Here is a 26866-nt window from a genome sequence, read left to right as displayed (position 1 = left end):
CCATCGAGGCATCCCGAAACGGAGTCCGTCATGAGCGCAGCCCTGTTCCAGCCCTACACCCTGCGGTCGCTGACCGTGCCCAACCGGGTCTGGATGGCGCCCATGTGCCAGTACTCGGCGGACGAGACCGGACCGAACGCGGGCGTGGCCACGGACTGGCACTTCGCCCACTACGCCTCCCGGGCCACCGGCGGCACCGGGCTGATCCTGGTGGAGGCCACGGCGGTCTCCCCCGAGGGCCGGATCAGCCCGGCGGACCTCGGCCTCTGGAACGACACCCAGACCGAGGCCCTGGGGCGGATCGCCGCCTTCCTCAAGGACCACGGCACCGTGCCCGGCATCCAGATCGGGCACGCGGGACGCAAGGCCTCGACCAAGCGCCCCTGGGAGGGCCGCGGGCCCGTCCCCGAGGGCGGAACCGGCTGGCAGCCCGTCGCGCCGAGCCCCGTCGAGTTCGCCGACGGCTACCCGGTGCCGACCGAGCTGACCGTCGAGAAGATCCGGGAGATCACCGGGCAGTTCGAGGCCGCGGCCCGCCGCGCCCTCGACGCCGGCTTCCAGGTCGTCGAGGTGCACGGCGCCCACGGCTACCTCATCGGCGAGTTCCTCTCCCCGCACAGCAACCACCGGACCGACGCGTACGGCGGTTCCTTCGAGAACCGGACCCGCCTCGCCCTGGAGATCGTCGACGCCGTGCGGGCCGTGTGGCCCGAGGAACTCCCCGTCTTCTTCCGCATCTCGGCCACCGACTGGCTCGAGGAGCAGGGCTGGACGGCCGACGAGACCGTGCGGTTCGCCGCGCTGCTCCGCGAGCACGGCGTCGACCTCCTCGACGTCTCCAGCGGCGGCAACGGCGGACCGGCCGAGATCCCGGTGGGGCCCGGCTACCAGGTGCCCTTCGCCGCCCGCGTCAAGGCGGAGACCGGACTGCCGGTGGCCGCCGTCGGTCTGATCACCGAGAGCGAGCAGGCCGAGAAGATCGTCGCCAACGGCGAGGCCGACGCGGTACTCCTCGGCCGCGAGCTGCTGCGGGACGCCTCCTGGGCCCGCCGCGCCGCCCGCGACCTGGGCGCCGAGACGCACGCCGCCCCGCCGCAGTACGCCTGGGCGATCTGAGCGACCCGCGACCGGGCGCCGTCGATGCCGGGCGCCGTCGTGACGCGGCGCCCTCGTGACCGGGCGCCGTCGTGACCGGGCGCCGTCGTGACCGGGCCCGGCTGTGAGGAGGCCCGGCTGCGACGGGGCCGCGGCTGTGAAGCGCCATGGTCGCGCCCCGTCGCCCCTTCGGCACCGCACGGGCCCTCCGGGAGCGCGAAGCCCGATTCCGGCACCGCGGGCCCCTCTTCCGGCACCACCGGCTCCGGCCGGGCGGTGCCGGACGCCGTGTCCGGGGGCTGTTGTCAGTGGCCGGGTGCAGACTGGCCCGTATCCGCGACAACGGCGTCCTGGAGGCGGTAGCCATGCCCGACGTACTTCTCACCGTAGGTACCCGCAAGGGGCTCTTCATCGGCCGCAGGCACGACGGCCGATGGGAGTTCGACGATCCGGCCTTCCCCGCGCAGGCGGTCTACTCGGTCGCCATCGACACACGGGGGCCGACCCCGCGCCTGCTCGTGGGCGGGGACAGCACCCACTGGGGCCCCTCCGTCTTCCACTCCGACGACCTCGGCAAGAGCTGGACCGAACCGGCCCGGCCGGCGGTCAAGTTCCCCGAGGACACCGGAGCCTCGCTCGAGCGTGTCTGGCAGCTGCACCCGGCTCCGGAACACTCCCCCGGCGTCGTGTACGCGGGGACGGAACCGGCCGCGCTCTTCCGGTCGGCGGACGGCGGGGAGTCCTTCGAGCTCGTCCGCCCCCTGTGGGAGCACCCGACCCGCTCCCAGTGGGTGCCGGGCGGGGGCGGCGAGGCCGTGCACACGGTGGTGACCGATCCCCGTGCCCCCGAGGCCCTCACGGTCGCGGTGTCGACGGCCGGGGTGTTCCGCTCACGGGACGGCGGGGCCGCCTGGGCGCCCTCCAACCAGGGCGTGTCCGCCGTCTTCCTGCCCGACCCCCACCCCGAGTTCGGGCAGTGCGTCCACAAGATCGCGCAGGACGCGGGCAACCTGGACCGGCTCTACCTCCAGAACCACTGGGGGGTCTTCCGCAGCGACGACGCGGGCGCCAGCTGGACCGACATCGGTTCCGGGCTGCCCTCCGACTTCGGCTTCGCGGTCGCCGCGCACCCCCACCGCCCGGACACCGCCTATGTCTTCCCCATCACCGCGGATTCCGACCGGGTCCCCGCGGGCCGCCGGTGCCGGGTCTACCGCACGACCGATGCCGGAGCCAGCTGGGAGCCGCTGACCCGGGGCCTGCCCGAGGGCGACCACTACGGCACGGTGCTCCGGGACGCCCTGTGTACGGACGACGCCGACCCGGCGGGTGTGTACTTCGGCAACCGCAACGGCGAGGTGTACGCGAGCGCGGACGACGGCGACAGCTGGCGGCTCCTCGCCGAGCACCTGCCGGACGTGCTGTGCGTGCGGGCGGCCGTGCTCTGAGCCGAGCACAGCCACCGCACGATCGATACGCGGTCGCCCGGGCCGGTCACCCGTCGTCCCCTCCTCCACGGAGGGGGCCGGCGGTCAGGGCAGACGCCAGTCCACGGGCTGGGCGCCCTGGTTCAGGAGCAGTTCGTTCGCACGGCTGAAGGGGCGCGAGCCGAAGAAGCCGCGGTCCGCCGACATCGGGGACGGGTGAGCGGACTCGATCGCCGGCAGGTCACCGAGGAGCGGGCGGGCGTTGCGGGCGTCACGGCCCCACAGGATCGACACCAGGGGCTTGCCCCGGGCCGCCAGCGCGCGGATGGCCTGCTCGGTCACCTCTTCCCAGCCCTTGCCCCGGTGCGCGGCCGGCTTGCGCGGGGCGGTGGTCAGCGCCCTGTTGAGGAGGAGGACACCCTGGCGGGTCCAGGGGGTCAGGTCGCCGTTCGAGGGACGCGGCATCCCGAGATCGGTGTGCAGCTCCCTGAAGATGTTCTCCAGGCTCCCCGGCAGCGACCGGACCTCGGGCGCGACCGCGAAGCTCAGCCCGATCGCCATCCCCGGTGTCGGGTAGGGATCCTGACCGACGATCAGGACCCGCACCTCGTCGAAGGGCTGCTGGAACGCGCGCAGCACGTTCTGTCCGGCGGGCAGATACGTCCGGCCCGCGGCGATCTCCGCACGCAGGAAGTCGCCCATCTCGGCCACCCGCCCCGCCACGGGGCTCAGGGCCTCCGCCCAGCCGGGCTCCACCAGTTCGTTCAACGGTCGCGCTGTCACAGTCCGTCACTCTACCGGCCTACAGTGACACCCCGGCCCGGGCGGCTGCCGGAGCCACCCCCTAGACTCCGCCCACTTCGCCCACTCCCCCGCCCCACCCCCTGCGAGGACGGTGCACCGTGGTCTCCGTGAACGACCCCTCCGACGCCTCCGACGCCTCCGCCCCCTCCGGCCCCACCGCCTCCGCCGAATCCACCGCCTCCAGCGCCGCCGAATCCGCCGGCGGCCAGGTCGTCGACGGCCTGGTCGTCGGCGTCGACTCCGGTGGTTCGGGCCTCCGGATCGCGCTCGCCGAGGCGGAGACCGGGACGGTTCTCGACACCCGCACCTCGCGGGAACCGGTGCGGACCGGCCCGGGCGGGATCTCCGCCCGGCACTTCCTCGACCAGGTCCTGCCGGCCGTCCACGCCCTGACGGAGCCTCACGGCGGACGACCGCTCGTCGCCGTGGCCGTGGGCGCCGCCGGGATGGCGACGCTCGGGGACGAGCTGAGAGCCGAACTGCCGGGCGCCTTCGCCGAGGCCTGGGGGGTGCGGCGGCTCGCTCTCGCGGCCGACGCGGTCACCGCGTACGCCGGGGCGCTCGGGCAGCGCCCCGGGGCCGTCGTCGCCGGTGGTACGGGGATGATCGCGCTCGGCACCGACCTGACGTCCTGGCGCCGTGCCGACGGCTGGGGTCACCTCCTCGGCGACTGCGGCAGCGGCGCCTGGATCGGCAGGGCGGGCCTCGAGGCGGCGATGCGCGCGTACGACGGGCGGCGCGGCGGTTCGGCGGCGCTCCTGGCCCGGGCCGAGAAGCTCTTCGGTCCGGCGGCGGGCCTGCCGGGCGCCCTCTATCCCCGTACGGACCGGCCGGCGGTGCTGGCCTCCTTCGCCCCCGAAGTGGGGCGGTGTGCCGCCGAGGACCCGGTGGCCGCGGACATCCTGGTGCGGGCCGCCGATCATGTCGCCGAGGCCGCCGAGGCGGTGTGTCCGGCCGCGCCCGGGGCGCTGGTGGCGCTGACCGGGGGCCTGTTCAAGATGGGCGACCCCCTGCTCGTACCGCTGCGTGCCGCACTCGGGGAGCGGATCCCGAGGGCCCGGACGGTGGCCCCCGCGGGGGATCCGCTCGCCGGGGCCGTCACCCTCGCGGCGGCGCTCGCCACCGGCACTCTGCGGCTGCCGGAGGACGTCTCCCTGCTCCGCCTGTTCGGGGACGAGGTGCCCACGGCATAGGCATCGGCCCAGGTAGGAGGCGGTGCGTGGGGCCATGACGGCCGCAGGGGGCACATCCAAGGGGGACATAGGGGGGCAGAAGGCGCGTGAGTGCACCTCAACCGACGGCGCACCGGGCGAAACCAGTAGCATGCGGCGCCATGAGCTCCCCCACTGGGCCTGCTTCCGGCCTGCCTGTACGAATGCCTCGACCCCGTCAGTCCGGGCGGCACCGTCGCCCCGAACCCGCGGCGGCGCCCGAGGGCGCTCCCGCACTGGTTCTCGCTGTGCCCGGCGTGCCTTCCGCCGCCATACGCTCGCTGGCCGAAGAGGTCGTGAGCATCGCCCGTTCCGAGCTGCCCGGCCTCGAGGCCCTGATCGGATTCCTGGAGGGCGACGACACCGAGTTCCCGTCGCTCGCGACCGCGCTCTCCGCGGCCTCCGCGATGCGCACCGAGCGTTACGAGCTGGCCGTGGCCGCCGGCCGCGAGGTCAGCGCCCCCGCCGGTCCCGCCGCGGTCGTCGTGCCGCTGCTCGCGGGCCCGGACAGCGCCCAGACGCGCCATGTGCGCCAGGTCGTCATGGACGCCGGCAACACCGCCGAGCTGACCGATGTCCTCGGCCCGCACCCGCTGCTCGCCGAGGCGCTGCACGTCCGCCTCTCGGAGGCGGGTCTGGCCCGCGCCGACCGCGCCCGGCTGTTCACGGTCGCGACGGCGGCCGACGGCATCATCCTGGCCACGGTCGGCGGCGAGGAGGCCGTGCAGGCCGCCGGGATCACCGGCATGCTGCTCGCCGCGCGCCTCGCCGTGCCGGTGATGGCCGCCGCGCTCGACCAGGAGGGCTCGATGACCTCCGTCGCCGAGCAGCTGCGCGCCGCCGGTTCGGAGCAGCTGGCCCTCGCCCCGTACCTGATCGGCCCGGAGCTGGCCGAGGGCCTGCTCGAAGAGGCCACGAAGGAGGCCGGCTGCGCCGCCGCCGAGCCGCTGGGTGCCTACCCGGCGATCGGCAAGCTGGTGCTCTCGCAGTACACGGCCGCCCTGGGCATTCCGCCGCAGCAGCCGCAGGGCGCGCCCTCGTTCTGAGGTCCGCCACCCCGCCCGTACGCCGAAGGGCCCGCACCGATCTCCGGTGCGGGCCCTTCGGCGTACGGGCGCGTCACATGCCCGGTCCGGTCGGCCCGGTCCGGCGCCGTCGCGCTTCCGACGTGCGCCGACCGGACAGACCTCAGCCGAAGACGACGCAGGAGGCGGCAGGGGCCTCGACGGAGCCCTCGCGCGCGGGGATCCCGGTCTCCGGGTCGAGCGTGAACCAGGTGACGTCGCCGGAGCGCTCGTTGGCCGCGTACAGGTGGCGTCCGGACGGGGCGAGGGTCAGGTCGCGGGGCCAGGTGCCGCCGCAGGGCACGGTGGCGACGAGGGAGGCCTTGGATCCTTCGGGATCGAGTGCGAGCACGGCGAGGGTGTCGTCACCGCGGACGGCGACCCAGAGGAAGCGCCCGTCGGGGGCGACGACGACTTCGGAGGGGTAGCTGGGGGCGACGGCTGCCTCGGGGACGACGGACGTCTCGCCGAGGGCTTCGAGCAGGCCGGCCTCGGCGTCCCAGCGGCAGACGGTGAGGGTCGGCTCCAGCTCGTTCAGGACGTACGCGTGCGTGCCGGCCGGGTGGAAGGCGAGATGACGCGGCCCGGTGCCGGGACGCAGGGCCGTCTCCGCGTGCGGAGCGAGCGCGCCGGTCTCCGGATCGAGCGCGCAGACGCGTACGGAGTCGGTCCCGAGGTCCACGCTGACGACCCACCGGCCGCTCGGGTCGGGGAGCACCTGGTGGGCGTGGGGGCCGGCCTGTCGCCCGGTGACGGGACCGCTGCCCTCGTGCCGCAGGACGGAAGTCGCGGGGCGGGCGGTGCCGTCCTCCGCGAGGGGCAGGGCCGTGACGCTGCCGGAGGTGTAGTTGGCGGTGAGCAGGTGCCCGGCGGCGAGGGCGAGGTGGGTGGGGCCCGATCCGTCGACGGGAACGGGCTCGCCGAGCGGCCGGGGGACGGGCCCGGCGACGTCGAACGCGGCCACCGCCCCCGCGTCGGTCTCGGACACGGCGTGGAGCACGGATCCCGCGACGGCGAGGAAGGAGGGGTCGGCGACGGCGTCACTGGCGCCGGTGACGGTCAGCGCTCCCGTCTCCTCGTCCAGCTCGGCGGCGAGGACACCGCGCCCGCCCGCCGAGGTGAAGGAGCCGATGTACGCGCGTGCCGCGCTCCGCCCCTGAACCGTCCCTGTGTCGCCCACGACGCCTCCCCTGTCCCCGGGGCCGGTCACGGTCGACCGGCCTGCGTCCGGCCGACGGTAGCAGGCGGTCTAGACCAAAGGGGTGAGTGGCGGCGGGTGGACGTACGTGGCGGTCCGGCGGACAGCCGGGCGGGCGCGGCGGCGTCGCCCGGCGGGGGCGGTGTGGTGGCCGCGGTGGTGGGGTGGCGCGGTGATCGACGCCGTCGCGGGGGTCGAGGTGGTCCGCGGTGGCCGAGACAGTCGAGGTGGTCGAGGCGGTCGAGTTCGTCAGGAGCGGACGAGGAGCGAGCCGGGGGGCGTCCGCAGGGGCTCGTCGAGGGCGGCGAGGAGCTTCTCCAGACCGCTGACGTGGCCGAGCGCGACCTGACCGGCGACCGGGGCGGCGGCGCCGTCCACCGACACCCGCTCGCCCGCCTCCGGGCGGGACCGGGGCGAGGTCAGCCGCTCCACGGCGGCCTCGACGCGCCAGGAGGCCGCGGCCAGCCGGGCGTCGTGGCTCGCGGCCGGATCGGCGGCCACCGCGGCGAGGCCCCGCACCTCCTCGGCACACTCGTCGAGGAGCGCCAGCACCTGACGGGCCCGGGCCTTCCGCCCCCGGAAGGGACTCAGCGGATGGACCAGCGGCGCGAGCGACAGCCGCACGCGGCCCAGCAGCAGCTCCAGCTCGGCGGCGTGAGGGCTCGGATCGGCGTCCTCGTCACCGGAGAGACGCTGCAGAGAGGCCGACGTCGCCGCACGTACGCCGCGCAGGGCGCGCTGGATCCACGCGTCGTTGATCGCGTGCGTGGTGACCGGAAGGATCAGCATCACGGCGAGCGCGGCGCTCACCGCGCCCACGGCCGTCTCCTCGAGACGCAGCACAAGGAGCGCCGGATCGAGGACGCCGAGGAGCCCGTACAGCAGGCCCGCCATGACGGTCACCGCCAGCATCATCCAGCTGTACGAGACGGGCGCCGTGTAGAAGATCCCGAAGACGCAGACGGCCACCAGGAGGGCCGTCGGCAGGGCGGCGCCGTCGAGCGGGATGGCGACGACCATGCCCACGGCGATCCCGATCACGGTGCCGAGGACCCGGCGGAAGCCGCGTACCAGCGTCTCGCCCCGCGACACGGTGTTGACGAAGATCCACCAGGTCGTGCCGACGGCCCAGTACCAGCGGTCCTCGGAGAGCACCTGGCCGATCGCGAGCGCCACGGCGCACGCGGCCGCGGCCTGGATCGCCTGCCGCGTGGTCACGCGGGAGAGCCCGGAACCGGGCAGCGGGGCGGGGGCGGCCGCGGGCGGGATGCGCCGCTCCAGCGGCCAGAGAACGAACCGGACCGCACCGGCGGCGGCCAGGGCGATCCCCACGGCGGCGTAGAGCTCGGGCAGCTGACCGGGCACGGCGTGCAGGAACTGGGTCGTGAAGAAGTTCATGAACGCGAAGATCCCCAGCGCGTGCCCGCGCGGGCCCCAGCGCCGGGCGTAGACCCCGCAGAAGACCACGACGAGGAAGGCGAGGTCCCTGAGGAGGGTGATGTCGTGCAGCGCGGTGGCCAGGGCGAGGACGGGGAAGCCCGCGGCGGGCAGCAGCAGCGTGGTCACGGCCTGCGACCGGACGGTGGAGTCCATCACGGTGAACAGCGCGAGCAGCGCCGCCAGACCACCGGTGATGGAGGCGGTCAGCGAGAGCCCGGCCAGCTCGGACAGGGCGACCGCGAGGGCGATGCCCATCACCGCCCGCAGCGAGTTCCTCAACCTGACGCGCCCCGGATCCGGCGCCACGAACATCCTCTTCACGGGTGTGAACCGCCCCCTTGTCTTGCCTTTCGCCCTGTCGCACGGCGTTCCCGGGGTGGTGGGAGCTCATGGACATGACGAAGGCGCCGCGGTCCGGACCGGCCTCGTCGCCGCTCCGGCGCTGCGCGGCGCCGAAAGTACCTGGATACGACAAGGAAACCATTGGGAGTACCCGTGGCTCAACTCAACCCCTGATCACTGAGCCAATGGACCAGCGGACCGCCCCAAAACCCGCCCACCCAGAGCCAAAGGACCACCCGGGCTCCCTGTCTCCCAGGACTGGCACCGTTCGGCGCTTCCGGCGTGTCCGGTCACGGAATCGCCGAAGGCCCTGACCACAGGGTCAGGGCCTTCGACACCGTCGTACTCAGATGCTGTTCAGGATCGCCGTGCGCCGGTCCTGGTACTCCGCATCCGTGATGGCCCCCACCAGGCGCAGCTGGTCCAGCGTCGCCAGACGCGACGCCACGTCCTGAGCGGCCGAAGGCACGGAAGCCGCGGGAGCGGCGGCGGCCGGCGTCTTCGAGAGTCGCATCCGCAGCTCGCCGGAGAGCGCCGCGCCCTGCGCCTTCGCCACGTTCTTGATGTCCGCCCGGTTGCCCGAGGCGTACACCGTGAGCGTGCCCATCAGCATGCCGCCGGTCCACTCGACGGACGAGATGTTGCCGAGCGGGAAGTCCTCCAGCTTCTGCGACATCATCCCGTGCTTGAAGAAGATCAGCCGCCGGTCCGTCAGCGCCACCAACCCGTTGCCCCCGCCGTACAGGCCCGTGACGAGCATGTCGACGGTCTCGCCCTCCCACAGGACGCTCGGAAGGTTCTCGATCTCGCGCTTGGAACCGAGCGCCGGCCCCGCCTTCTCGGCTGCCGCGTCGATGTCCGGCCTGACGTTGTACTTGCCCATGCCCACCCCTTCTGTCGTGGACAAGATCGTATCCACGCACCCACGGCGCCCGTAGGTGAACCGGGAGCCTGCAGGAGCAGGACGTGCCGGCCGGAAGCACGGTCCGGGCCGGGCCGGGCGGGTCAGCTCGTGTGCGCGAACACGAAGATCAGCACCAGGGCGCCGAACGGCACGACCGACCCGCCAAGCAGTGTCAGCGTCGCCGGTACCGCCGCCGTCATGGGCTCCCGGCCCCTCGTCCGGCCCGAGCGGAAGACCCGCAGGGCGAGAACGAGCGGCAACGTCAGGAGCCCTAGGAGTATCACCGGTACCGCGACCCGGCTGAACGCCGTGATGCCGGTGCCGGTCACCAGCTGCCAGGTGGTCGTGACGAAGATCGTCACCGGGCCCGCCAGCAGGAGGAAGGAGAGGACCGACGCCACGGCGACGGTCAGCCCTTCGACCAATCGCTCGGCACGCGAACGCCCCCGGGACGATTCCGTCGTTCCCGTGTTCCCCATGGCCCCTCCCCCGGGTCCTGCGGCCGGGTGCCGCCCCTCCGATCGAGCGCGACCCGCAGGGGTCGAGCCTCTCACGTTCCCGTTCCCGCTCGTGAAGGCCACGACAACTCCGAGGAAGGGCGCGGAGCTGTCAGGCGGTCCAGCTCGCTTCCGGGACTCATCGTCGGTACGTCACTCGTACCGGTACTTCAGCGACTCGGCCTCCGCCCGCTCGATGTCGGAGATCGTCAGCTCCGGCATCCGCAGTTGCGCCAGCGTCACCTCGGCCGAGGTCGGCTGGGCGTCCGCCGGCAGCCACTGGTCCGGCTTCCAGGCACCGCTGCGCAGCAGCGCCTTGGGGCAGTGCGGGTAGACCTCCTCGATCCCCACCACCAGCGCACTGGCCGGCGGCTTCCCCACGGCGGTCAGCTGCGACAGCAGCTCCGGGCGGGTGGAGACGACGGCCCGGCCGTTGACCCGCAGGGTGGTGGTCCGCCCGGGGACGACGAACACCAGCCCGGCCCGCCCGGTGGCGATGACGTTCCGCAGGGTGTCCAGCCGCTTGTTGCCGGTCGCGTCCGGTATCGCCAGCGTCCGTGAGTCCAGGACGGAGACGAATCCTGCGGGGCCGCCGCGCGGCGAGACGTCGCAGTTGCCGTCGGCGTCCGCGCTTGCGACCAGGACCAATGACGAGCAGCCGATCAGCCGCGTCGTCTGGTCGGTGAGTTCGGTCATCTGCTTGCGGACCGCCGCGTCGCCGGGGAGCGCGTACACCCGGCGCAGCTCCTCCGGGTCCGCCAGTGCGTCGAGGCGGAGCAGGTCGAAGGCACTGCCGGCAAGAGGTGTCGTCGTCATGCGCGCGAGCCTAACGAGCCGGCCTGCGAACGATCTTGCCCGGTGGGGCCGTCCGCCCTTGCGCGTCACGTCACCTCTCGTCACCTTCCGGAGCCGACGGGGGCTTCCGGTGCGGGTCGGTCCTACCCTGAAGAGAGCGTCGAATTCCCTGAGCCTGGAGCGCGCCATGCTCGACCTACCGGGTGCCGCGGTGGTGTCGGTGCCCCCGGTCCCGGCTCAGGAGCCGGACCGCTGATGGCCGCCCGTCCCGCAGGGCGACGGTCTCCGTTCGAACGCGTCCGGAGCGTGATCCGCCGGCTGCGGGCCGGTCATCTGTGGGCTCCGGTCAGCGGGCTCGATCTGTGGCAGCGGTCGCTGGGCTTCGCGGCGCTCGGGTTCCTCACCCTGATCCCACTGCTCATCGTCGTGTCCGCGGCAGGGGCCGGCAGCGGCAAGGGGTTCGCCCAGTGGCTCGGGGACGCCCTCGGCGTGTCCGAGCCCGCCAGGATGGAGATCGAGCGGTTGTTCGCGCTCCCCGGCCAGGTGCGGCGGACCACGACCGCCTTCGGTCTCGCCCTGCTCGCCGTGTTCGGTCTCTCCTTCGGCACCGTCGTGCAGAGCGGCTACGAGAAGGTCTGGGACCTGGCCCCCGCCCACTGGTGGGCCAGGTGGCGCCACGTGCTGTGGCTCACCGTCCTCCTGGGGCTGCTGTATCTGTTCGCCGTGGCCACCTCCTGGCGCCACGGTCCGGCCGGGGGCATCGTCTCCGTACTGAGCGGCACCCTGTTCTTCTGGTGGTCGCAGCGACTGCTGCTCGGTGGCAGGGTCGCGTGGACGGCCCTGCTGCCCGGGGCGGTGGCCACCGTGCTCGGACTGCTGGGGCTCAGGGTCTTCTCCCGGCTCGTCTTCTCCCCGCTGATCGCGTCCAGCGCCGTCACCTACGGGCCGTTCGGCGCCTTCCTCGTCATCCAGACCTGGCTGGTCGCGGTGGGCGTGGTCGTGTTCGGCGGCGCGCTGGCCGGCCGTCTGTTCCACGGGGAACTGCCCCGTGTGACACACGCGCTGAAACGGCGGAAATGAGGATCCCGAGCGAATCGGGGGCATGCGTCGCCGTGTCCGGGGCAGGCGAAGCCCAGGCGGGCACGACACCCGCCCCGTACGACACACGGAAAAGGGAGGGCGGCAGGGATGCGCACACCGCTCTCCACCGACCGGAGGAGTTGTTTTCGCGTGACCGAGAACGTGTGGAGCTACAAGTCGACCGCCGGCCACCTGGCCGGTACCGATCTGACCGGCTACAAGGTCGAGGCGACCGACGGCAGTATCGGCAAGGTGGACAAGCACTCCGACGAGGTCGATGACGCCTACCTGGTCGTGGACACCGGAGTCTGGATCTTCGGCAAGGAGGTCCTCCTGCCCGCCAGCACGGTGGTCCGCATCGACGTCGACGAGCGGAAGATCTTCGTCGAGCGGACCAAGGAGCAGATCAAGGACGCTCCCGAGTTCCACCGCGACAAGCACCTGGAGGACCCCGCCTACCGCCATGAGGTGGGCGCGTATTACGGGCTGGGCGGCCCGTTCGGCGGCCGCATCGTCTGAGCCACGGCACGGCGGAGGGCCCGGACTCGTCGAGTCCGGGCCCTCCGCCGTGCCGGTACGTCCTCACGGTGCCGCGCGCACCCTCGGACGGGCTCCTGGGGAACCCCGGCGGAGGACGGTTCGGCAGGCCCCCGCCCCACGGTCCGCCGCCGAAGTGCCCCCGCCGGGGCGGCTGCTCGGCCGTGTGACACTTGCGGCATGGACGACGAGGGGCGGGAGTCGCGGTGGGAGAAGGACGCGATGACGGTGGAGATCATGTTCGCCCTGGTGACGGCCGGTGTCCTGGCCGCGGCCGTCTTCGGCGTGCTGCTCGTGCCCGCGCTGGTCGTCGGCGTCTCCGAACCCGTGGGGAAGAGCCTGCTCACGGTGGGGGCCGTGCTGGCTGCCGCAGCCGGGGTGTGGCGTGTGGTGCGGGTACTGCTCCGGTTCGACGCGAAGCGGCGTCAGGGGCGCTGAACGGGCATCATGGCGCGACTCGGCGACTGGCGCCGATGCGCGCGGGAGCGAGTGGCACCGAAGCGCGCAGGCGGGAGTGCACGTCATGATCCTCCCCAAGGTTCGGGATCCCCGCTTCGTGACCATCCGCCGCGGGGGGACCCTCACCGATGCGGACCACCGTCTTCTCGCTCTCTGGGCCGCCTCGTGCGCGGAGCACGTCCTCGGCCTCTTCGAGTCGGCCCGGCCGGAGGACCCCCGCCCCCGCCGGGCCGTCGAACATGCCCGGGCCTGGGTGCGCGGCGACATCAAGATGATGGAGGCACGCGCGGCGGGCGGCCATGCGATGGGGGCGGCCAGGGACCTGCGTGGGGCGGCCCGGCACGCCGCGTACGCCGCCGGTCAGGCCGCGGTCGTCGCCCATGTCGCGGCGCACGAACTCGGCGCGGCCGCCTACGCGATCAAGGCCGCGCGGGCGGCGGCACCGGCGGGCGGGAGCGAGACCGCGGGGCGACTCGAGTGCCGGTGGCAACGTGATCAGCTCCCGGACGCGATCCGTGAGCTCGTCCTCGACGACCAGAGGCTGCGCAACGACATCTGCTGGTCGGTGTTCGACTGCTGAGTCGGACGGCGGCCACGTGTCATGCGGGCACGGAGGCTGTGCGAGGGTACGGACCGTGGCAGAAGAGGCGGACATCGATGCGGTGCTGCGGGCGGCTGATCGTGTGCAGGGCCCCTATCACCTGGAGTTCCCCGACGGCTTCGACCACCGTCGGGCCGTCTCGCGCGCTCAGGCCCTGGCCGAGCGGTTGCGGGCCGACTTCGACTGCACCTGCGTCCTGGACACCGGTGTCCAGGACGCCTCCTTCCACGCGACGGTCGTCGTCCCCGCCGAGGCGACGGCCGCCGGTGAGCAGATCGCGATTCGGCTGAGCAACCACGGCGACTTCGCCGTCGTCGCCGCGGAGCAGCCCGGCTGCTACGTGGACCTGGACGAGGCGGAGGCGTCGGCGGCCCTGACGTCCGCCGACCGCCGTACGGTCGAGACCGCGGTGGCCTCCCTCGGCTACGTCTTGATCCCGGAACCCGCCCTGCACCGCCCGTACGACGGCGTGACCGCACTCGGTACGCACACCAGCCCCCGCGGCGAGGTCACTTGGTGGATCCGGTTCTTCGACTACCTGTGACGCGAGGGGGCGTGGGGCGAGGGCCGAGGGGGCGAGGGGGCGAGGGCCGAGTAGGCGAGGGGTTCTCCCCTTGTGAACGAGCACCGGGGCTGGGGCGCCCGGACCGGAGGGCCGGACGGGGGGCCGGGACCGGGGGGCCCGGATCGAGAGGCCGGATCGGAGGCCGTCCTCGGAGTGCCGGGCTCGACCGTGCCGGGCTCGACGGTTCTACGGCTCAGGTTGTCGCTCCATGTCCCGCAGCACGCGGGCGGCCTGTTCGGCGGTGCGGCGGCCTTTCCTCACGGCACGCTCCGCGGAGGTCACCGCCTCCGCCGCCTTCGTGGCGGCCGCCCGGGCCTCCTGCTCGGCCTGCCGGGCCTCCCTCAGCTCGTGCTCCAGGCCGCGGACCCGCCCGGACGTCGCCTCGGCCTTCTCGGCCGCCGCCCGACGCGTGTCCCGCGCCTCGGCGAGTTCCCGCTGCTGTCGGTCGGCTTCCGCCTCGGCGTCCCCCGCGGTCGTACGGGCACGTTCGAGCTCGCGCCGCCGGCGCGCGTCCTCAGCGCGGCCGGACTTCACCCCCGACTTCTTCCCCGGCTCCTTCGCCGGTTTCCTCGCCGGTTTCTTCGCCGGCTTCTGCCCCGGATCGCTCTTCCGCTTCTCTTCCGGTCCGCTCTCCTGCGGCGACGGTTCCGCCGTGGACGGACGGGCGAGCACCGCCGCTTCCGGAGTGACCGCGCCGAACCCGACCGCGGCCTCGGGCACCTTCACGAGCCGGCCCCTCGACCAGTCCTCGGCGACGTCCTGGTCGGCGAGGACGCCGTGCAGGGTCTGCTCGATCTCGTGCAGCACGGTGTCGCTCACCGGTTGCCCGGCTTCCTTCGCCAGGCCGGCGGCCGTCCGGGCGAGTGCCGTGACCAGTTGGTTCCGCCGGCGGCTCGCAGACCGCAACTGTTCGCCGTCGAGTGTCCGGTGGGCCTCCCGCAGCGTCTCCCCCACCGCCAGGAACTGCTCCGCCTCCTGGCGCTTCTGACGCGCCAGCAGGTTGGCTGCCCAGGCCGCGAGCGCGGGGCGCCGCAACGCTGCGACGGCCTTCGCCGCCGCCGTGTCCTTCGCCTTGCGCGCCTCGGCGACGTACCTGTCCCGCGCGGGAACGAACTCCGCCGGCTTCAGCCCGTACAGCTCCTCGGCGACTCTCTCGACATCCACGCCGCCCACTCTGCGCCGTCGGCACACGGCCGACACGATCCCGCTCGCCGCCCCCTCCACCGGATGCCCGCGCCGATCACCCACTCGGACGCCACTTCAGCGCCGAGCACGACCTCCGCGGCACCGGTGGACGGGCGTGATCCGTTGCCTTCACCTCGTTGCGTAGGCACGAGAGCGGTAGGGGGGCCGCGGTCGGTGCGGGCGTACGCTGCGCGGATGCCCGTTCGCCAGTACGTCTACTTCGCTCTGACCAGCCGACTCATCACGCCGCAGGAGATCACCGCGGCCCTGGGCATCGAGCCCGACGAGACCAGGGTGCACAACCCGCGCCGCCTCCCCGTCGACCCGGAAAGGCCGTTCAGCCAGAGCTGGAAGGTCGTGCGCAGGGAGCCGGGGCTACGGGTGGACGAACAGCTCGCGCATGTACTGGACCGACTCGAGCCGCGGACCGAACGCATAGCCGAGCTCATCCGGCGATTCGACACGGGAGACGAGGAGCAGGAGCAGGGCCTCCAAGCCGTGCTCGAAGTCGTGCGCTACTTCGGCGACGGCGAGCCGGGAACGGAGCCCGGGCCGCATGCGGACGAGGAGAGGCCCAACCTCTTCGGATGGTGGCTGGACCGCCGGGCCATCGCCTTTCTCGCCGCCACCGGTGCGGTGCTGGACGTCGACGAGTACGACCTGACGGACTGAGTTCCGCCTCCGCTCCGCTCCTCGCGAAGTGCGCCGCCGCCGTGCGTTCCCACGCCTCGAATAGGCGATTCTGGATCAGAATGAAATATTCCGACTTTGAGTACTCAGGAACCCGGGGCTCGGGAACCCGGGCCCCAAGGAGGCCGGCGGCGCATGGCGGTGGACGAGCTCGACACCCGGATCCTGCGGCTGCTCATCGAGCAGCCGCGGACGAGCGTGCGTGAGTACGCGCGGATCCTGGGGGTGGCGCGGGGCACCGTGCAGGCCAGAATCGACCGTCTGGAGCGGGACGGGGTGATCACCGCGACCGGCCCCGTCCTCTCCCCCGCCGCCCTGGGACACCCGGTGCTCGCCTTCGTTCACGTCGAGGTGACCCAGGGTCATCTGGACGAGGTCGGCGACGCGCTCGCGGCCGTTCCGGAGATCGTCGAGGCGTTCTCCATCACCGGCGGCGGGGATCTGCTCACCCGGGTGGTGGCACGCGACGCCGGGCACCTGGAGGACGTCATCCAGCGGCTGATCCAGCTGCCCGGGGTGGTGCGCACCCGCACCGAGATCGCGCTGCGGGAACGGGTGGCGCACCGCCTGCTGCCTCTGGTCGAGGCGGTCGGACGACGCTCCGGGCCCTCCTGAACCGCATACTCCGCCCCTCCGTGCCACGCACTCCACAGGGAGGACATCGGGTAGCCGGGTGTAGCTGCGGCATCAAGTAGCACTTGAGCCTTGCAGATGCGAGGCAGATGAGCCTAGTCTCGTGCATATGCAGTCATACACCATCGGGCAGGCGGCACGTCTGCTGGGCGTCAGCCCCGACACCGCACGCCGCTGGGCCGACGCCGGCCGGTTCACGACCCATCGTGACGAGAACGGCCGACGGCTCATCGACGGCCACGATCTGGCCGCCTTCTCCGTCGAGGTCGCGCAGAGCGGCTCGGACGACGAGGACATGTCGTACACCTCGGCCCGCAACGCGTTCCCCGGCATCGTCACCGCGGTCAAGCTCGGTGACATCGCCGCGCAGGTGGAGATCCAGGCGGGCCCGCACCGGCTCGTGTCCCTGCTCACCCGTGAGGCGGTGGAGGAGTTGGGTCTGCAGGTCGGCATGCAGGCCACCGCTCGGGTGAAGTCGACGAGCGTGCACATCGACCGCGTCTGACCCCGTCCGACCGGCGGGGAGCACCTCCGGGAGCCGGAGACACCCTCGACCGGGCGGACCGGACCGGATCGGACCGGATCGGCCGACGCAGAGGATTCAGCGGATTCAGCGGATCGTACGGGCGAGCAGCATCGCCACGTCGTCCTGCGCCGGTGCCGCCAGGAGCCTTTCCAGAACCTCGTCGCACAGTTCGTCCAAAGGACGGTCGAGATGCCGGAGCGCCCGGGCGAGCTGCCGCATCCCCTCGTCGAGGTCACGCTCCCGCGCCTCGATGAGCCCGTCCGTGTAGAGCACGAGCAGGCTGCCCATGGGCAGGACGACCTCCTGCGTACCGAAGTCGTGGGCGCCGGTGCCCAGCGGGGTTCCCGGCGGTCCGTCGAGGAAGGTGATCGTGCCGTCCGGGGTGGCCACGGCAGGCGGTGGGTGGCCGGCGCGAGCGATGACCCAGCCTCCGGTGGCCGGGTCGTGGACGGCGTACACACACGTCGCCATCGCGTCCTCGCCGAGGTCCGCCACGACGGCGTCCAGGGAGCTGAGCATCTGCGCGGGCGGAATGTCGTGGCGTGCCAGGGTCCGCACCGCGGTGCGCAATTGCCCCATGACGGCCGCCGCGTGGATGCCGTGCCCCATGACGTCGCCGATCACCAGCCCCGTCCTGCCTCCGGGCAGGGCGATGACGTCGAACCAGTCGCCGCCCACGTCATGGGCGCTCGCCGGCAGGTAGCGGCCGGTGAGTTCGAGCCCGGTGGCGGCGGGCAGCGCACGGTTCATGAGGCTGCGCTGGAGCGTGAGGGCGGCCTCCCGCTGATTGGTGTAGAGGCGCGCGTTGTCGATGTTGAGGGCGGCCCGGGCTACGACCTCGTCGATGAGGACGCAGTCCTGGGCGTCGAACGGCTCACGGGTCCGCAGCCGGGTCACCGTGACCGCGCCCAGCACCTTGCCCCGCGCGACCATGGGAACGAGCCGGGCCGAACCGATCCGGGTGGCGAAGTAGGTGCGGAGCGCCTCCGTACGCGGGTCGGTGAAGAGCTTCGGGAGGTCGGACGTGTAGAGGTTCGTGGGCCGGCCGTGGGCGACGACCTGCTCGTACACGGAATCCAGCGGGATCTGGAAGGTCTGCCCCGGCGCGAGCAGTGACGTGGGGGCCGTCGGATCCGGGAAACGGGCCGCGATCCGCCGCAGCACCCCGCGCGTCGAGGCCACCGGGTCGTCCGGTTCGAGGACGGACTCCAGCATCTGTACGTCCGCCGAGTCGGCGAGCTGGGGCACGAGGAAACGTACCGTCTCCTCCGCCGTCTGCTTCAGGTCCAGGGTGGTGCCGATCCTGGCCCCCGCCTCGGCGAGCAGGGCGAAGCGGTGACGGGCCCGCTCGACCTCGGTGTGCGCCTCCTGGCTCTCGGTGATGTCGACGAGGGAGGCGATGAGCCCGAGGGAACGCCGGTCGTCGCTGCGGTCGAGGAGCGGGGCGTAGGAGCAGGACCAGATGTGGTCCCGGTCGGGGTCCGCTGGGGTACGGCCCACCCGGCGGGCGTCGACGACGGCGTGCCCGCTCTCGAGGACCTGCCGCATCAGCGATTCGAGGGAGGCGGCGTTGACGCCGGGCACGACCTCGGTGAGGCGGTGTCCCACGTGCTCGGCCGCCGGCACCCCGTTCATCCGGGCCAGGGCGTCGTTGACACGGAGGAACCGCAGGTCGGGGCCGAGGAGGGCGAGACCGATCGGCGACTGGGTGAAGAGGCTCTCCATCGCCGCCAGGTTCTCCCGCATGCGGAGGACCTCGGAGGTCTCCACCGCGATGAGCATCGCTCCCGGCCGCCCCTCCGGGTCGGCGGCCGGCACGATCCACATCTCCATGGCGATCGAGTGGCCGTCCCGGTGCCGGACCGGAAGCGTGCCGACCATGGTCTCGCCGGCCTGGACGCGATCGGTGAGCCGCTCGGCGAGTTCCCGATTGGCGTCGGGGACGAGCAGTGGGGCGGCGAGCCGTCCGAGCACGTGCTCCGGGCGGTGCCCGAGGAGGTCCTGGGCCGCGAGCGACCACTCGACGATGTGACCGTCGGCGTCCTCCCGCCAGAGGGCGATCGGCAGCAGCTCGCGGAGCACGCCCGCGTCACCGACGGCCGCCCGGGGCGGCTGCGGAACCCTGCTCGACGACTCTGGAGTCTCCAACGCATCGACCTACGCATCGGCCCGGCCCCGGGGGGCGCATTACCTGTCGAATCACCCTAACCGAGTACCTGACGGCGGGCGCTGCGCAGTGCGGCCGATCGATGCGGTGACGTGGCGGGGCGGCGCGGGTGAGGGGGCGCCGTGGGCGGTCGGGGTGCGTGGGTGAGCGGGCGCCGGTGGGCAGTCAGGGTGCGCGGGTGAGGGTGGTCGGAGGTGGGGGTGGGTGGGAGGTCGGTGTGGGTGGGAGGGAGGGAGGTGTGAGTGGGGTGCTCGGGCGGGGGTGGGCGGGTGCTGCGCCGGCAAGAAGGGGGTGGTGCGCGGCGGTGAGGGCTGGGGAGGGGCCGGGACGGGGCCTCGGCGCGGACCCCCAGGCCTCCGCTCGGGACCTACAGCCCGAGGGGTGGCCGGACCACTTCGGACCCGACAGCCTCGGACCCAGCGGATCCGGCCTCTGCTGGTCCGGCCTCTGCTGGTCCGGCCTCTGCTGGTCCGGCCTCTGCTGGTCCTCGGCCGGGGACCGGCGGCCGGAGTCGGCCGGAGACCGGCGGCCGAGGTCGGCCGGGGGGCGGCTCGTCTCGGCCGAGGCCGGACGGGTCCCAGGGTTCCGTAGTTCTACGGATGTGCGGGCGGCGCGGGGCTGCGAGAGTCGGTTCGACCTCTGCGTCAGCGCGTCCCCCCACCTTTGCACTCCCTCCCCTCCCCCGGAGCCCCCCGCATGAGCAGCCGCTCGCCCGACGAGTTCCGCCTCGGTGTGCGTCCGTACGACCAGGGGTTCCGCGGTGGCGACGAGCCGGAGGATCCGCACGAGCTGCTCCACCGGGCCCGGCGGCTCACCGCCGAGGGGCACCCCGGGGCCGGCGGCGCCTGGGAGCGGGCCGCGACGGCGCTTCGGCGCGCGGGCGGGGCCCTCACCCCCGGCGACCACGCCGACGCCCTGGACGCGACCGCGCTCGACTGCCGGGGCGCGGCACTGCCCGCGGCGGGACCGCTCTTCTTCCGGGCCGCCGACCTGCACGAACAGGCCGGGCAGCGCGGCAAGGCGCTGGTCTCACGGGCACGTGCGCTCGTCGCCGGTCCCGGGCCGGGCTGCGGCCCCGGCCCCGGTGCGACGGCCTGTGCCCGGCTGGCCGAACTGCGCGAGCGTGCCACCGCGCTCCATGCGGTCGGACAGGCCGACACCGCGGAGACCGCGACGGTGCGTCTGCTGCACGCCCGGGCGCGTGCCGATCTGCTCGACACCGCTCCCGACCCGATGGCCGAGGCCGCGGCCGTGCGCGAGGAACTCGACCGGCTGCTCGCCTTCGCCGCACCGCACCGGGCGGACCCCGCGGTCCTCGGCGTGCTCGCCGACACCCGCGCGGTCCTCGGCCGCATCACCGCGCCCGACGATCCGGCCGCCGCGCTCTCCCAGCTGAGGGCCTCGATCGACGACCACCGGGCGGGTGGCCGGCCGTGGCCTGCGACCGAGCAGCAGCTCCTGCTGTCCGCCGTCCTGCGGACCACGGGCGCGTTCGAGGAGGCGGCGACGCTCCTCCGCGCCGCCCTCGCGTCCGAGGTGCCCGACCCACCGCTGCGGGCCGGCGACCGGGCCCGGCTCTGCCTCGCCCTTGCGCGTACGGTCGCCGTAGCCGGGGAACGGTGGCGCACGACCGGCGGACCCGAGGTGGCGGACGAGGAGATAGCGCTCCTGAGGGAGTCCGTCCACCATTCCGACGGGCCCTCCGACGATGTCCGGGTGGGCGCACTCGCGCGCCTCCGTCTCGGTGTCGCGTACGCCGAGCGCGGGCGGTGCCGGGAGGCGTCCACCCTCCTCGAACGGGCCCTGGCCGGCTTCTCGGAAGAGGGCGACACGGCGGCGCGGGTACGGGCCAGGGCGTGGCTGGCGGACTGCGCGCTTCGCCTGGGCGAGTCCGGCCGGGCGTCGCGCGAGTACGCGCTCGCGGCGGTGGAGGCCCTGGCGTGGGACGACCGGAGGCATGGGGCGGCCCTGAGCCATCGGACGGCGGACGCGCTCGGTGTGGCCGGTGCGCCCGAGAAGGCCGCCCGCGCCTACGAGCGGGCGGCCGACCTGTGGCGGGCGGCCGGTGACCACGCCGCCGCGGCCCGCTCCCTGCGCGCCCGGTCCCGGCAGGTGCGGATCGCCTGGGGCGACGTCGCCGCCGAGGTGGTCCTGGCGGAGGCCGCCCGGGAGGCCGCGCGCGGACGGCACGGGAGCGCCGGGAGCCGCGCCGCACACGACCCGCCGGTCGGGAGCGCCGTGCCCGTGGAACATGCCCGGCCGACCCCTGCAGCGGGGGAAACCCGCCGCCCGGCGCATGGGGTTCACTCAGGGGACGGTACGGTCGACGCCTGCGACGGCGCCCCCACCGACGTCGCGGCTCATGCCGAGTCCGAGTCCGAGTCCCGGACCGAGTCCCGGACCGAGTCCGGGATCGAGGCAGGGGCCGGGACGAAGGTCGGGTTCGGGTTCGGATCCGAGGAGGATTCCATGACGGATTCCGAGGCGGGTTCCGAGGCGGGTTCCCAGACGGGTTCCCAGACGGATTCCGGGGTCGATCAGGGCTCCGGCGCGGGTGGGCCCTGGCCCGGGTTGCGTGAGCTCCCGGAGCCGTTCGGATCGCGGGGGCGCTACCAGGTGAACGTGTACGGCGAAGTGGGCGGGACCGGGCAGCGGGCCGCCACCGCCGCGGGGACCCGAGTACAGGGGTGCGAGTGAGCAGAGTGATCGACGGCCGCTTCGAGCTGGTGGAGCGGCTGGGCGGCGGCGGTATGGGTACGGTCTGGCGCGCCCGCGACCTGGCCCTCCACCGTGACGTGGCGCTCAAGGAGGTGCGCCCGCCGGACCCCGCGCTGGCCGAGCACGACGTCGAGGGGGCCAGGACCCTGCGTGCGCGCGTCCTGCGCGAAGCGCGCTCGCTCGCCCAAATCGACCACCCCAACGTGGTGACCATCCATCACATCGTCGACGCCGGCGAGGGAACCTACCCGTGGCTCGTGATGGAGCTGGTCACCGGAGGATCCCTCCAGGACCGGCTCGACCGCGGCACGATGACCCCCGTCGAGGCCGCGGCGATCGGCCGCGAACTGCTCTCCGCCCTGCGCGCCGCGCACGAGCGGAACATCGAGCACCGCGACGTGAAGCCGGCCAACGTGCTGCTGCGCCCCGACGGGCGCCCGGTGCTGACCGACTTCGGCATCGCCGCCGTCCAGGAGTCCACCGTCCTGACCGCCTCGGGCTCGATCATCGGCTCGCCGGACTACATGGCGCCCGAGCGGATCCGCGGCGGAGGGGGCAGCGGTCCGGCCTCCGACCTGTGGTCGCTCGGCATGCTCATGTACGTGGCGGTCGAGGGGCACCACCCGCTGCGCCGGGAGAACACCCTGGCGACGCTGGCGGCCGTTCTCTCCGACGACGTTCCGCCCCCGCGGCGTGCCGGGGAACTGACGGGCGTACTGAGCCGCCTGCTCGTACGGGATCCCGCCGCCCGGCCGGACGCGTCGGAGCTCGACCGCGCTCTCGCGGCCGTCGTGTCGCCGGACCCGGCCGCGCTCCCGGTTCCCCCGCAGGACGCGGGATCCGTACGGGACCTGGCGCCGGGCCCGGCGAGCGGGACGGGCCCGGCGGCGGGTGAACAGGTCACGGGGACGGCGAAGGACCGGGGAGACGTGACCTCGTTCCAGCTGGCACCGCCGTCGGCCGCGGCCTCGGCGGTCCCGGCTTCCGCCGCGGCTTACCCCACGACTTCCGGTGCCCCTTCTGGTTCTGATCCGCGTTCAGGTTCAGCTTCAGGTTCTGGTTTCGGTCCTGCTTCCGGTTCTGGTTTCGGTCCTGCTTCTGATTCTGGTTTCGGTTTGGGTTCCGCGGTGCCGCCGGCCACTGCTCCGACTCCGGCGGCAGGCGCTCCGGGGCGGACCGCCGGGGGGCGTCGGCGGAGCCGTACCGCACGGTTCCTGGGCTCCGCCGCCGTGGTGGTGCTCGCCGTCGGCATTCCCGTCGCCGCCCTGTCCTGGGACTGGCGCCCCTCCGACCCGGGCAGCGGGCCGAGCAAGGCGCCCTCGCAACAGGGTCCGGCCGCTCTGCGGCCCACACCCTCGAAGACTCCGACGACGACGGTGACGGCCACGGCCACGGACGCGGCGGATCCGGTGGAGCGCGATCTGCTGACTCCCGCCGGTGTCCGGGCCGCCATCGCCGCGATCAAGGCGGCCTCGGGCGGGACGCGAGTGACCGGCTTCGTCGTGTACCCGGACTACGCCGTCTCCGAATCGCTCGTCAAGGGCAGCACCAAGCTGTACGACCGTTACATCTACCGGGGCGAGGACGTGGCCGTCCGGCAGGGATCCGGCACCGCCTTCCCCGGCGCCCTCCCGAGCGACCTCAACGACTTCGCCTGGGACGCCCTGCCCGCCCTGATGAAGCGCGCGGACAAGGAGCTGGGCGTCGACGAGCCGACCAGTCGCTACCTCGTCCTCACCCCCGGCTCCTCGATTTTCGGGAGCAAGCCGGGAATGAGCATCTATCTGTCCGACTCGTACGGCAGCGCCTACCTGAACGCCGACGCGAAGGGCCGGGTGACCGCCACCTATCCCCGCAAGGTCTGACCGTCACCGACCCCGTCCCTGACCACCAGGGAGGCGAGTGCGGCCCGGGTCTCCACACCCGTCTTGCGGTAGACCCGGGCGACATGGCTCTCGACCGTGCGGGGGCTCAGACAGAGCCGGTCGGCCACGGCCTGGTTGGTGAGACCTTCGGCGACCAGGACCGAGATCTCGCGTTCGCGCGGGGTGAGGACGGCGAGCCGTCCCCCGGGGACGCCGTCCGGCGTGGCCGGCCGGGTGCGGTCGGCCACGTCCACCAGCAGGCGGGCACCGCCCTCGACAGCCAGCCGGCGACCCCTGCGCCACTGGGCGGCGGCCCGGGACGCGTCGCCCAGCGCACGGGTCATCGGGGCGGCGAGCAGCAGGCTCTGCGCCTCGCGCAGCGTGGCCCCGGAACGGGCGCTCTCCCTTGCCGCGTCGGTGAACGCCCGCGCGGCGGCGGCCGATTCGCCCCGCTGGGCGAGGACCTGCCCCCAGGCCCGCAGTGCGGCGGAACGCTGGACCGGCAGACCGAGCGGCTCCGCCTCCGCCAGGGCCCTGCGGGCGACCCGCTCGGCCTCCGTGCGGTCTCCGACGGCGAGGGCCGCGCCCGCGAGGAGTTCGAGATACTGGGGGCGCAACGAGGGCTGGAGCCGCGAGAGGTCCCGGTCGCCGCCCGCCCGTACGAGCACTTCACGCACCCGGTGCGGATCCCGGCCGAGCGGTACGACGAAGCCGAGGAGGCCTCGGGCCTGGGTGGCCCACCAGCCCTCGGCCGTTCCCAGCGTGGCCACGGCCTCTTCGGCCGCGGCCAGTGCCTCGGGGTCACCGAGGGGCCGGGCGTGGAGGAGGACGGCGGCCCGGAGTGCGCCGCTGAAGCCGAGGAGTTCGGCGCCGCCCAGGGTGCGGGCGACGTCGAGGGACTCCTCGGCCATGCCGAGCGCGGTGCCGACCCTCCCGGTCAGGAAGTGGACGTACGCCGAGCAGAGAAGGAGCTGCGACAGCGCGAACGGCCGCCCGGCGCGGCGCGCCATCGCGATGCCCCGGGTGGCGTGGCGCTCGGCACTGCCGTACTCCTCCAGGAAGACCTCGGTCCAGCCGAGCCGTACCAACGACTCGGCGTGGTCGGCCAGTTCACCGTCGGTGAAGGAGTCCGTGAGGGCGGCCGCCCCGGTCGCGTGGACGCGGGCGGTGGCGGTCTCGCCCTCGTACGCCTCCCCGAGCGCGGCCAGGGTGAGGGTCTCCGCCGTGCCCGCTTCGTCGCGCCGCCGCCGCGCCTCGTCGAGGGTCCGGGCGACCACGGACCGGACCTCGGGGTACCGGGCGGCGAAGAGAGCCCGGCAGCCCCACTCAACGACGAGCCAGGTCCGCAGGTCGGGGCGGGGCCCGGGGGTTCGCTCCAGCTCCCGGCGGAGCAGGGCGTCCGCCTCCGGGTAGCGGCCGAGGTGGCGTTCCATGAAGGCGCAGAGCAGGACGGCGGAGGTCCGCAGTTCAGCCGTGTCCGTCGCGTCAGCCGTGTCCGTCGTGCCGGCTGTGCCCGTCGTGTCTGCTGCGCCCGTCGTGTCCGTCGTGGTGTCGGTGGCGTCGAAACCCGTGGCCCCCTGTCTCTGCTCACGCCCGCCGGGGCGGCAGGCGTCGATGAGCCGGTGGAGGAGATCCCTGCTCTCCGCCACGCGGCCCGCCGACCCGAGCGCCTGGGCCTGCCGGAGCATCAGGTCGTGCCGGGTGGCGAGATGCTCGGGTGAGTCGGGAAGCAGGGCGAGGACGGCCGCCAACCAGTGCGCGGCGCAGGCCGGGTCGGCCGCGCCGATCCGCTCGGCGGCCTCGACCAGTTCGGCGGCGACGGCCGCGTCCCAGGAGGTGGTGGCCCGCACGAGATGCGGCGCACGCTCCGTCACCGGCGCCCCGGCCTCGGCGAGGGCAGCGGCCGCCCACCCGTGCAGCTCACGGCGCCGCCACGGATCGAGCGTGCCCCGGACGAGTTCCGGCAGCGCCGGGTGGCGCAGCACCAGGACACGCCCGTCCTCTTCGTGCCGGACGAGGTCACGGCGGGCCAGTTCTCCCAGAATCTCGTCCACGGCCACCCGGTCGGCCGGATGTGCGGTGCTCCGCGAGCGTGCGACGGCGGTGAGCAGCTCGGCCGTCGCACGCCCGTCGAGCACGGCGAGGGCCTCGACGACCGCCCTCTCCGCCTCGGTGAGCGGGGCGAGCTCGTCGAGGACCATCGCCACCGGCCCCGTGCCGGGCGCCTGGCCCCCGCGCGTACGGGCGTGCGCGAGGGCCCGGTGGTAGAGCGGGTTGCCGAGTCCGGCGGCGTGGATCTCCCGCGCGAGGCCGGGCGCCAGCCCGGGGACGAGCCCCGCCGCGCAGTCCTCCGCCGTCAACGGGCCGAGGGCGAGCCGGGCGAGGTCCCCCGAGTCGGCGGCACGGGCGAGGACCGGGGCGAGGACGGGCGGGGTCTGACGTTCGCGGCGGGCCAGGACCAGGAGGACGGGTGCGCGGAGGGGATGCCGGAGAAGGTGGTCGACGAGCGCGACCGAGGCGGGGTCGGCTCTGTGGAAGTCGTCGAGAACGAGCACCAGCCCAGGCGCCGGAACCCGGCCGAGCGCCGCCGCGATGTGCCGCACACGGTCGGCCCGACGCCCCACGCCCGTGCCCGGGCCGTCCCATGTGTCCCCCGCGGCGGGCACCGGCCAGGGCGATTCGACGAGTTCCGCAAGGGCGGCGAGGGCCGGGGACAGGGCACGGTCCCGGTGGTCCAGGTCGGCGAAGGAGTCGACGAAGGCCTGGACGGGCGGGCCGGAGTCCGGCTCGGCGGGTCCGGCCCGACCGCGCAGGACCGTCACCCCGTGCCGCCGGGCCCGTACCGCGAACTCGGTGAGGAGCCGGGTCTTGCCGATGCCCGGCTCTCCCGTGACGTCCACGGCCGCCGGGCCCGTTCCCTCACGCCGGTGGCGCAGCAGCCCGTCGAGCCGGTCGAGCTCCTGGGCGCGCCCGACAAGGGGCGCGCGGTCGACGCTCCCCAGGCCCGCGTCCGCGAAAGTGTCCACCTGCAGTCCCCCTCGTGCAGTCATGCGGTCATGCTGT

General features: G+C 73.8%; 23 protein-coding genes. 14 read left to right on the top strand and 9 right to left on the bottom strand.

Features of this window, described 5'->3' with window-relative positions:
* Positions 1 to 30: 30 nt before the first annotated feature.
* The gene (locus IE311_RS11390; RefSeq protein ID WP_189831501.1) at positions 31 to 1116 is read left to right on the top strand and encodes an NADH:flavin oxidoreductase/NADH oxidase; all 1086 of its coding nucleotides are present in this window, start codon (positions 31 to 33) and stop codon (positions 1114 to 1116) included.
* A 344-nt stretch (positions 1117 to 1460) separates the two neighbouring features.
* The gene (locus IE311_RS11385) at positions 1461 to 2543 is read left to right on the top strand and encodes a WD40/YVTN/BNR-like repeat-containing protein (RefSeq protein ID WP_189831500.1); all 1083 of its coding nucleotides are present in this window, start codon (positions 1461 to 1463) and stop codon (positions 2541 to 2543) included.
* Positions 2544 to 2627: 84 nt separating this feature from the next.
* Here IE311_RS11385 and IE311_RS11380 read toward each other — a convergent pair whose 3' ends face one another.
* The gene (locus IE311_RS11380; protein ID WP_189831499.1) at positions 2628 to 3305 is read right to left on the bottom strand and encodes a uracil-DNA glycosylase; all 678 of its coding nucleotides are present in this window, start codon (positions 3303 to 3305) and stop codon (positions 2628 to 2630) included.
* Positions 3306 to 3547: 242 nt separating this feature from the next.
* Here IE311_RS11380 and IE311_RS11375 point away from each other — a divergent pair, with 242 nt between their 5' ends.
* Both IE311_RS11375 and IE311_RS11370 read left to right on the top strand, forming a co-directional pair.
* On the top strand, positions 3548 to 4519 hold the full coding sequence (locus IE311_RS11375) for an N-acetylglucosamine kinase (RefSeq protein WP_229901862.1): 972 nt from the start codon (positions 3548 to 3550) through the stop codon (positions 4517 to 4519).
* Between the two features lie 140 nt (positions 4520 to 4659).
* Positions 4660 to 5583: a sirohydrochlorin chelatase gene (locus IE311_RS11370; protein WP_189831497.1), complete on the top strand. Its 924-nt coding sequence runs from the start codon at positions 4660 to 4662 to the stop codon at positions 5581 to 5583.
* A 142-nt stretch (positions 5584 to 5725) separates the two neighbouring features.
* Here IE311_RS11370 and IE311_RS11365 read toward each other — a convergent pair whose 3' ends face one another.
* The 5 genes from IE311_RS11365 to IE311_RS11345 form a co-directional block, all read right to left on the bottom strand.
* A complete protein-coding gene (locus tag IE311_RS11365) occupies positions 5726 to 6781 on the bottom strand; it encodes a lactonase family protein (protein WP_189831496.1) in 1056 nt (351 codons plus the stop codon).
* Between the two features lie 267 nt (positions 6782 to 7048).
* Complete coding sequence (locus IE311_RS11360) at positions 7049 to 8551, bottom strand: FUSC family protein (RefSeq protein ID WP_189831577.1); 1503 nt, start codon at positions 8549 to 8551, stop codon at positions 7049 to 7051.
* 376 nt (positions 8552 to 8927) lie between these two features.
* Positions 8928 to 9488 (bottom strand): PH domain-containing protein, encoded by a 561-nt coding sequence (locus IE311_RS11355; RefSeq protein WP_229901852.1) that lies wholly within the window; start codon positions 9486 to 9488, stop codon positions 8928 to 8930.
* A gap of 98 nt (positions 9489 to 9586) precedes the next feature.
* Positions 9587 to 9964, bottom strand: a complete 378-nt coding sequence (locus IE311_RS11350) for a hypothetical protein (RefSeq protein WP_189831495.1) — start codon at positions 9962 to 9964, stop codon at positions 9587 to 9589.
* Positions 9965 to 10135: 171 nt separating this feature from the next.
* The gene (locus IE311_RS11345; RefSeq protein ID WP_189831494.1) at positions 10136 to 10798 is read right to left on the bottom strand and encodes an MSMEG_1061 family FMN-dependent PPOX-type flavoprotein; all 663 of its coding nucleotides are present in this window, start codon (positions 10796 to 10798) and stop codon (positions 10136 to 10138) included.
* A 234-nt stretch (positions 10799 to 11032) separates the two neighbouring features.
* Between IE311_RS11345 and IE311_RS11340 the strand changes: the two genes are divergently transcribed.
* The 5 genes from IE311_RS11340 (at position 11033) to IE311_RS11320 (ending at position 13998) form a co-directional block, all read left to right on the top strand.
* A complete protein-coding gene (locus IE311_RS11340) occupies positions 11033 to 11857 on the top strand; it encodes a YhjD/YihY/BrkB family envelope integrity protein (RefSeq protein ID WP_189831493.1) in 825 nt (274 codons plus the stop codon).
* A 150-nt stretch (positions 11858 to 12007) separates the two neighbouring features.
* Entirely contained in the window at positions 12008 to 12376 is a 369-nt protein-coding gene (locus IE311_RS11335; RefSeq protein WP_189831492.1) for a PRC-barrel domain-containing protein, read from the top strand.
* Positions 12377 to 12574: 198 nt separating this feature from the next.
* Positions 12575 to 12832: a DUF6332 family protein gene (locus IE311_RS11330; RefSeq protein WP_229901851.1), complete on the top strand. Its 258-nt coding sequence runs from the start codon at positions 12575 to 12577 to the stop codon at positions 12830 to 12832.
* Between the two features lie 85 nt (positions 12833 to 12917).
* Positions 12918 to 13433 carry a putative immunity protein gene (locus IE311_RS11325; RefSeq protein ID WP_189831491.1) on the top strand — a complete coding sequence of 172 codons (516 nt, stop codon included), beginning with the start codon at positions 12918 to 12920 and terminating at the stop codon, positions 13431 to 13433.
* A gap of 55 nt (positions 13434 to 13488) precedes the next feature.
* The gene (locus IE311_RS11320; protein WP_189831490.1) at positions 13489 to 13998 is read left to right on the top strand and encodes a hypothetical protein; all 510 of its coding nucleotides are present in this window, start codon (positions 13489 to 13491) and stop codon (positions 13996 to 13998) included.
* A gap of 207 nt (positions 13999 to 14205) precedes the next feature.
* Here IE311_RS11320 and IE311_RS11315 read toward each other — a convergent pair whose 3' ends face one another.
* Positions 14206 to 15183: a hypothetical protein gene (locus IE311_RS11315; RefSeq protein ID WP_189831489.1), complete on the bottom strand. Its 978-nt coding sequence runs from the start codon at positions 15181 to 15183 to the stop codon at positions 14206 to 14208.
* Between the two features lie 216 nt (positions 15184 to 15399).
* Between IE311_RS11315 and IE311_RS11310 the strand changes: the two genes are divergently transcribed.
* From IE311_RS11310 to IE311_RS11300, 3 genes are all read left to right on the top strand, one after another.
* A complete protein-coding gene (locus tag IE311_RS11310) occupies positions 15400 to 15876 on the top strand; it encodes a DUF4279 domain-containing protein (RefSeq protein ID WP_189831488.1) in 477 nt (158 codons plus the stop codon).
* Positions 15877 to 16029: 153 nt separating this feature from the next.
* The gene (locus tag IE311_RS11305) at positions 16030 to 16509 is read left to right on the top strand and encodes an Lrp/AsnC family transcriptional regulator (protein ID WP_189831487.1); all 480 of its coding nucleotides are present in this window, start codon (positions 16030 to 16032) and stop codon (positions 16507 to 16509) included.
* Positions 16510 to 16636: 127 nt separating this feature from the next.
* Positions 16637 to 17032, top strand: coding sequence for a TOBE domain-containing protein (locus tag IE311_RS11300; protein WP_189831486.1), 396 nt, complete (start codon positions 16637 to 16639; stop codon positions 17030 to 17032).
* 105 nt (positions 17033 to 17137) lie between these two features.
* On the opposite strand, the gene IE311_RS11295 is transcribed toward IE311_RS11300, so the two are convergent.
* Positions 17138 to 19201, bottom strand: a complete 2064-nt coding sequence (locus IE311_RS11295) for a SpoIIE family protein phosphatase (protein WP_189831485.1) — start codon at positions 19199 to 19201, stop codon at positions 17138 to 17140.
* Between the two features lie 715 nt (positions 19202 to 19916).
* Here IE311_RS11295 and IE311_RS11290 point away from each other — a divergent pair.
* Together IE311_RS11290 and IE311_RS11285 are read left to right on the top strand one after the other, a co-directional pair.
* A complete protein-coding gene (locus tag IE311_RS11290; RefSeq protein WP_189831484.1) occupies positions 19917 to 21917 on the top strand; it encodes a hypothetical protein in 2001 nt (666 codons plus the stop codon).
* A 53-nt stretch (positions 21918 to 21970) separates the two neighbouring features.
* Positions 21971 to 23803 carry a serine/threonine-protein kinase gene (locus IE311_RS11285; protein WP_373313824.1) on the top strand — a complete coding sequence of 611 codons (1833 nt, stop codon included), beginning with the start codon at positions 21971 to 21973 and terminating at the stop codon, positions 23801 to 23803.
* Here IE311_RS11285 and IE311_RS11280 read toward each other — a convergent pair.
* Positions 23785 to 26853, bottom strand: a complete 3069-nt coding sequence (locus tag IE311_RS11280; RefSeq protein WP_229901850.1) for a helix-turn-helix transcriptional regulator — start codon at positions 26851 to 26853, stop codon at positions 23785 to 23787. The two genes, IE311_RS11285 and IE311_RS11280, sit on opposite strands and share 19 nt — an antisense overlap.
* Between the last annotated feature and the right edge of the window lie 13 nt (positions 26854 to 26866).

The sequence above is a fragment of the Streptomyces zaomyceticus genome, from assembly GCF_014656215.1.
Taxonomy (GTDB): Bacteria; Actinomycetota; Actinomycetes; order Streptomycetales; family Streptomycetaceae; genus Streptomyces; species Streptomyces zaomyceticus.
This window is presented reverse-complemented; position numbering and strand designations above follow the sequence as displayed.